The organism is Cryobacterium sp. 10I1 (assembly GCF_035019805.1).
Lineage (GTDB): Bacteria > Actinomycetota > Actinomycetes > Actinomycetales > Microbacteriaceae > Cryobacterium > Cryobacterium glucosi.
Window position 1 is genome coordinate 1 of sequence record NZ_JASJVF010000185.1, and the last position, 6,621, is coordinate 6,621.

The 6,621-nt window shown below is 67.1% G+C and carries 5 protein-coding genes and 1 pseudogene; 1 reads left to right on the plus strand and 5 read right to left on the minus strand.

The window, feature by feature from the left end; translation table 11 throughout:
* Positions 1-271: 271 nt before the first annotated feature.
* From QN345_RS13995 to QN345_RS14010, 4 genes are read right to left on the minus strand one after another with little or no spacing between them, the layout of a single operon-like run.
* The gene (locus QN345_RS13995; protein WP_134449934.1) at positions 272-1,054 is read right to left on the minus strand and encodes an ABC transporter ATP-binding protein; all 783 of its coding nucleotides are present in this window, start codon (positions 1,052-1,054) and stop codon (positions 272-274) included.
* Between the two features lie 2 nt (positions 1,055-1,056).
* Positions 1,057-2,052 carry an ABC transporter ATP-binding protein gene (locus tag QN345_RS14000; RefSeq protein ID WP_134449935.1) on the minus strand — a complete coding sequence of 332 codons (996 nt, stop codon included), beginning with the start codon at positions 2,050-2,052 and terminating at the stop codon, positions 1,057-1,059.
* The gene (locus tag QN345_RS14005; RefSeq protein ID WP_134449936.1) at positions 2,042-3,031 is read right to left on the minus strand and encodes a branched-chain amino acid ABC transporter permease; all 990 of its coding nucleotides are present in this window, start codon (positions 3,029-3,031) and stop codon (positions 2,042-2,044) included. Before QN345_RS14005 ends, QN345_RS14000 begins: the two co-directional genes overlap by 11 nt.
* Positions 3,032-3,044: 13 nt before the next feature.
* Positions 3,045-4,424 (minus strand): branched-chain amino acid ABC transporter permease, encoded by a 1,380-nt coding sequence (locus tag QN345_RS14010; RefSeq protein ID WP_134449937.1) that lies wholly within the window; start codon positions 4,422-4,424, stop codon positions 3,045-3,047.
* 264 nt (positions 4,425-4,688) lie between these two features.
* Here QN345_RS14010 and guaB point away from each other — a divergent pair, with 264 nt between their 5' ends.
* Entirely contained in the window at positions 4,689-6,191 is a 1,503-nt protein-coding gene (gene guaB / locus QN345_RS14015) for an IMP dehydrogenase (RefSeq protein WP_322188414.1), read from the plus strand.
* A gap of 40 nt (positions 6,192-6,231) precedes the next feature.
* Here the strand turns inward: guaB and QN345_RS14020 are convergent.
* Positions 6,232-6,621: pseudogene (locus tag QN345_RS14020) on the minus strand (hypothetical protein); the annotation flags it as partial.

Genomic DNA, 6,621 nt, shown 5'->3' on the forward strand with positions numbered 1-6,621 from the left:
CATCCTCGTCGTGACCGGAGTGCTCGCGTGCTCGCCAGCATCCGCTCTTTCGCTGAGGTGTCGCAGATCGACGTTCGCCGACCCCGTGAACCTCGATGTGCGACCCCTCAGCGAGGTTTCCAGCCGCACCGGCGCCGGTTTCGGCAGCCCGCGCCCGCCGTTGCGGGAGCGCCTGAGCAGACGGGCGCAGCGGCGGATGTCGCCGGGGACACGAAAAGGCCCGTGCCTGCCCCCAGGGGGCTGGCACGGGCCTCTCGGCGGTGCGGGCGGGTCAGGCGATGCTGACGGGCTTCTCGTCCTTCTCAGCGTCGACGTCCTTGGCGAGGGTGCCGAGGTAGAGCTCGATGACCTTGGGGTCGTCGGCGAGCTCGCGGCCGGTGCCTGTGTAGGCATTGCGGCCCTGATCGAGCACGTACCCGCGGTCGCAGATCTGCAGGCAGCGGCGCGCGTTCTGCTCGACCATCACGATCGTGACGCCGGTCTTGTTGATGCGGCGGGTGCGGATGAAGGTCTCGTCCTGACGCACCGGGGAGAGGCCGGCGGACGGCTCGTCGAGGAGCAGTACGGACGGGTCCATCATGAGCGCACGCGCCATCGCGACCGACTGGCGTTCGCCGCCGGAGAGCGAACCGGCGCGCTGGTTGCGGCGGTCGGCGAGGGCGGGGAACAGGTCGAAGATCGCGTCGAGACGCTCGACGAGCAGCTTGGGCCGCAGGTACAGGCCCATCTGCAGGTTCTCCTCGATCGTGAGGGAGGGGAACACGTTGTTGTTCTGGGGGACGAAGCCGACGCCGGCCTGCACGAGGCGGTTCGCCTTGAAACCGGTGATGTCTTCGCCCTTGAGCGTGACGTTGCCGCTGCGGACGGACACCAGTCCGAACAGTGCCTTGAGCAGCGTGGACTTGCCCGCGCCGTTCGGGCCGATGATTCCGATGAGCTCACCGGGGTAGACATCCAGGTTGCAGCCGTTGAGGATATTGACCCCGGGAACATAGCCGGCGACGAGATCCGTCGCCTGCAGGACCGGAGCGGGAGAGCCTGTGGGTACAACCATGACTACGCGTCGCCTTCCGTGCGGTTTTCGAGTTCGACCTCTTTGGCCAGTTCCTCCGCGACTTCGTCCGTGAGGAGCGAGTCGTCGCCGAGGTCGGTGTCGTGGTGCGCGCCGAGGTAGGCGTCGATCACGGCCTGGTCGTCCATGACGGTGGCCGACGGACCCTCCGCAACGACCTTGCCCTCGGCCATCACGACGACCCAGTCGGAGATGTGCCGCACCATGTGCATGTCGTGCTCGACGAACAGGACGGTCATGCCCTCGTCGCGGAGAGACTTGATGTGCCCGAGCAGCGACTGGGTGAGTGCGGGGTTGACCCCGGCCATCGGCTCGTCGAGCATGATCATGGTCGGTTCGCTCATGAGCGCCCGCGCCATCTCCAGGAGCTTCTTCTGGCCGCCGGAGAGGCTGCCGGCCATGTCGTTCTTCTTCTCGAGCAGCTTGAACCGCTGCAGGAGGTCCTCGGCCTGCGCCGTGATCTCCCGTTCGCGCGCAGCCCAGAGCGGCTTGATCACCGCGGCGAAGAGGTTTTCGCCTGGCTGGTCCTTCGCGCCGAGGAGCATGTTCTCGAGCACGGTGAGCCTGCTGAGCGCCTTCGTGAGCTGGAAGGTGCGCACCATGCCGCGCTGGGCGACCTTCGCCGCACCCATGTTGTTGACCGAACGCCCGTTGAACATCGAGCGGGCTGCCTGGTCGGACTTCGGGCCGCCGATGAGGCGCGGAGCGGAGCTCGGCTTGTCGAAGCCCGTGATCAGGTTGAAGAACGTGGTCTTGCCCGCGCCGTTCGGGCCGATCAGGGCCGTGATGATTCCGCGCTGTACCTCGAGGTGCGGCACGTTGACGGCGGTCATGCCGCCGAACTGCCGCACGATGTTGTCGACGACCAGGATCGGGTCTGGCTTGGGGACGCCGGGAAGGGGGGAGACGGCGGCGACGCTCGCGGTTGCGGCTGCCGCAGCGGCTGTCGGGGCGACGGTGACTCCGAGATCAGTTGACATTGAAGCTCAGCTCCTTCTTGTTACCGAGTACACCCTGGGGTCTGAAGATGACCACGAGCATGAGCACCACACCGATCAGGATCCAGGAGAACTGTTCGGCCTGCTGGCCGTTCATGATGCTGTCCGGCACGAACTGGCCGGCGACACCCTGCACGAACAGGCGCAGGGCGAAGAAGATGATCGAGCCGAGCACGGGCCCGAACACGGTCGCGGCGCCGCCGAGCAACAGTGCTGTCCACACGAAGAACGTCATCGATCGTCCCATGCTGTCCGCCTGAACGGATGCCGGCAGCACGTAGATGATGCCGCCGAGCGCTCCGATGGTGCCGCCGAGGATGAGCGCCTGCATCTTGTAGCTGTAGACGTTCTTGCCGAGGCTGCGGATCGCATCCTCGTCTTCCCGGATGCCGCGGAGTACGCGACCCCACGGGCTGCGCATCAGCAGGAACACGAAGAGGCAGAGGATCCCGACGATGGACCACGCGACCAGGCGGATCCACCAGCCGTTGGAGCCGGTGTTGTCGTAGGTGAACGGGCCGAGGGTGGTCTGGCCGTCGCCGAGGAAGGAGAGGTCGGTGAACGGGCCTCGGTAGCTCTGGCCGGTGAGACCGTTCGAGCCGCCGGTGATGTCGGTGAGGAGCGACGAGCGCCCGATCATCCGCACGATCTCTGCGGCCGAGATCGTGACGATCGCGAGGTAGTCACCGCGCAGCTTCAGCGTCGGAACGCCGAGGATGAGTGCGAAGACCGCCGCGGCGACGAGTGCGATCAGCACGGCGGGGAACAGCGGGATCCCGGCGACGATGGAGATGGCGAAGGCGTATGCGCCGACGAGCATGAACCCGGCCTGGCCCATGTTGAGCAGGCCGGTGTAGCCGAAGTGGATGTTGAGTCCGATGGCTGCGATGGCGAGTGCCGCCGTCGATGGCGAGAAGGCGGAGGCGGCAATCGCCGTCAGGGTCGTCAGAAATTCATTCACGGTCTTGTCCTTCCTAACCGATGCGCTCTCGGCGCCCGAAAATGCCTTGTGGCCTGACGAGCAGGACGAGGATGAGAATGAGCAGTGCCGTGGCGTACTTGAAGTCGCCGGGGAGCACGAGGTTCGTGAGCTCGACGACCATGCCGATGATCATCGCGCCGGCGAGGGCGCCGAACGCGGTGCCGAGGCCGCCGAGGGTGACCGCGGCGAACATCAGCAGCAGCAGCTGCAGGCCGGTCTGCCAGTTCACGCCATTGAGCACGAGGCCGAGCATGACGCCGGCGAGACCGGCGAGTCCGGCGGAGGCCGTCCAGACCAGGCGGATGATGGCGTCGACGTCGATCCCGGAGGCCGCGGCGAGCGAGGGGTTGTCCGAAACGGCGCGGGTGGCCCGGCCGATCCGGGACCGGAGCAGGAACAGCCCGACGAGGATGATGACCGCAACGGCGATGCCCATCGCCCAGAGCGACTGAACCGAGAGGGTGATCGGGCCGATTTCGACGGTGACCGGGTTGGCCTTGTCGATCCGGACGGTCTTGGCCCCGATGAAGAACTGGAACGCGTACTGCAGCGCGATCGAGAGCCCGATGGTCACGATCATCAGCTGGGTGTTCGGCAGGCCGCGCTTGCGCAGTGGCTTCCAGATCAGCGCATCCTGGAAGTACCCGGTCGCCGCGCAGACCGCGACGGTGAGGAAGGCGGCGAGGAAGAGGTTGAGACCGAGCTGGTTGGCGAGCACGAATGCCAGCAGGCCGCCGAGGGTCACCTGCTCGCCGTGGGCGAAGTTGCTCAGCCCGGTCGTCCCGTAGATCAGCGAGAGGCCGACGGAGGCGAGGGCGAGCAGCAACCCGAGGCGGATGCCCGACGCGGCCTGCTGGAGGAAGCGCTCCCACGTGACGGAGCCGGTCGTCGCGGAGTCACCCGTCGACGGGGCAGAGGTCGAGAGGCCGGTGCTTTCCCCGCTGACCAGCTTGAAGATGGTGCCGGCGTTGCGACCCAGGCCGCCATTGACGGTTGCCGGGTTGGCGATGCTCGGGTCGAGGGTGTTCCCGCTCGGCAGGCTCGTGGTGTCGAGGGTGACGGTTGAGGGGCCTGCGACCGTGATGGCCACGCCCCACTTGCCCGCGGCATCCGTCACGAGGTTCTCGGTCGTGTCACCGTTCGTGACCGTGAGCCTCACGCCGACGGCGGGGTCGCCGTTGCCCTGCTTGATCGTGCCCTGGATACAGCCTGTGGTGGCATTGGCCACACACGCCGTAGTCGGGACGGCCGTCGCCGCGGAAGCACTCGTCGCGCCGAGGCCCATCAGGCCCAGACTGGCGACTCCGATGAGCAGGAGACCGGCGAGCATCCGCCGGGACGACAGGAGGCCTGCCGTACGTGTTCGCTGCATGAATGGTGTCAAAACGTAACCTCCGTGAACGGGCGGGGCCTCGGGGTGGTCGAGGGGAAAAAACTCGGGTGAACCGGCCCCTGCCAACTTCTTCGTCGACAGTACGTCCCGATTATGTCGCAAATGTTTCGGAGTGGTCCTCGGAATCGTTTCCGTCCTCAAGGAATGCGCGCGCGGAGAAGTCGCTTAACATTGGGGAACCGGTCGTTTCCACGAATTCCCGGACTCTTCTGTTATTTCTCTGCACCAGCAAAAAGGGGTTTCATGGATCAGCCAGATCCGTTCGGTTTCACCGGGCTTACCTACGACGACGTCCTGCTCCTGCCAGGACACACCGACGTCATTCCCAGTGAAGCAGTGACAATGTCGCGGTTGACCCGGAGAATCAGCGTCGCGACGCCCCTGCTTTCGAGCGCCATGGACACGGTCACCGAGACCAGGATGGCCATCGCCATGGCCCGCGAAGGGGGGCTCGGTGTCCTGCACCGCAACCTGTCGATCGCGGACCAGGCCGAGCAGGTCGATCTCGTCAAACGCAGCGAATCCGGGATGATTACCAATCCGGTAACAACTTCGCCGGAGGCCACCGTCGCGGACGTCGACGCCCTCTGCCGGCAGTTCCGGATCAGCGGACTCCCCGTCGTCGATGGAGACGGCGTGCTCGTCGGCATCATCACGAACCGCGATATGCGCTTCGTCACGGCCACCCAGAAGCACACGATGCGGGTGCGCGAGGTGATGACGCGGATGCCGCTCATCACCGGCAAGGTCGGCATGGCGCCGATGGACGCGGTGGCCATCTTCGCCACCCACAAGATCGAGAAGCTTCCTCTCGTCGACGACGCCGGCCGGCTCACCGGCCTGATCACCGTCAAGGACTTCGACAAGAGCGAGGAATACCCGCACGCGACGAAGGACGACGCCGGCCGGCTGCGCGTCGGCGCGGCCATCGGCTTCTTCGGCGACGCGTGGCAGCGCGCGACCGCGCTGCTCGACGCGGGGGTCGACGTGCTCGTCGTCGACACCGCCAACGGCGACAGCGCCGGCGTGCTCGAGATCATCCGCCGGCTCAAGACCGACCCGGCCTTCGCGGTCGTTGATGTCATCGGCGGCAACGTCGCCACCCGGAGCGGCGCCCAGGCGCTCATCGACGCGGGCGCGGACGCGATCAAGGTCGGCGTCGGCCCGGGCTCCATCTGCACGACCCGCATCGTCGCAGGCGTCGGCGTCCCCCAGATCACGGCGGTCTACCAGGCCTCCCTCGCCGCGCGTGAGACCGGGATCCCGGTCATCGCCGACGGCGGACTGCAGTACTCCGGTGACATCGCCAAGGCGCTCGTCGCCGGCGCGGACACCGTCATGCTCGGCTCGCTCCTCGCCGGCTGCGACGAGAGCCCGGGAGAGCTCGTTTTCGTCAACGGTAAGCAGTTCAAGACCTACCGCGGCATGGGCTCGCTCGGCGCGCTGCAGACCCGCGGTAACAAGACCTCCTATTCGAAGGATCGCTACTTCCAGTCGGACGTCCCCTCCGACGACAAGCTCATCCCCGAGGGCATCGAGGGGCAGGTTCCGTACCGCGGTCCGGTCTCCGCCGTCGCGTACCAGCTCATCGGCGGCCTCCGCCAGTCGATGTTCTACGTCGGCGCGCGCACGATCGACGAGCTCAAGCAGAAGGGCAAGTTCGTGCGGATCACCTCCGCCGGGCTCAAGGAATCGCACCCGCACGACGTGCAAATCGTGGTCGAGGCCCCGAACTACCGTCGCTGACCGGGTCGCGCCGGCACACCCAGCCGGGTGCCGGTGCGGCTCAGGTCGCCGCGGCGATCCGCGAGACGGCCTCGCTGAGCACCTCGGGTGAGCAGCCGAAGTTGAGCCGGGCGAAACCGGCGCCCGGAGTGCCGAAGAGCAACCCGGGGAGCAGCGCGACCTTCGCCCGCTCGAGGGCGACCGCTGCCGGATCATCGCCCCAGCCGAGCGAGCGCAGGTCCAGCCAGGCCAGATAGCCCGCGCGCGGCTGCTCGTAGCCGACCCCGCCGAGATGCGCGTCGAGGAGCCCGGCCAGCAGTCCCCGGTTCGCCTGGAGCGCGGCGAGCGCGCCGTCGAGCCACGGGCCGCCGTCACGGAACGCCGTCGCGAACGGGGTCTCGTGCAACGACTCTGAGCTCAGGTATGCGATGCCCTCCCCGAGCATCAGCGC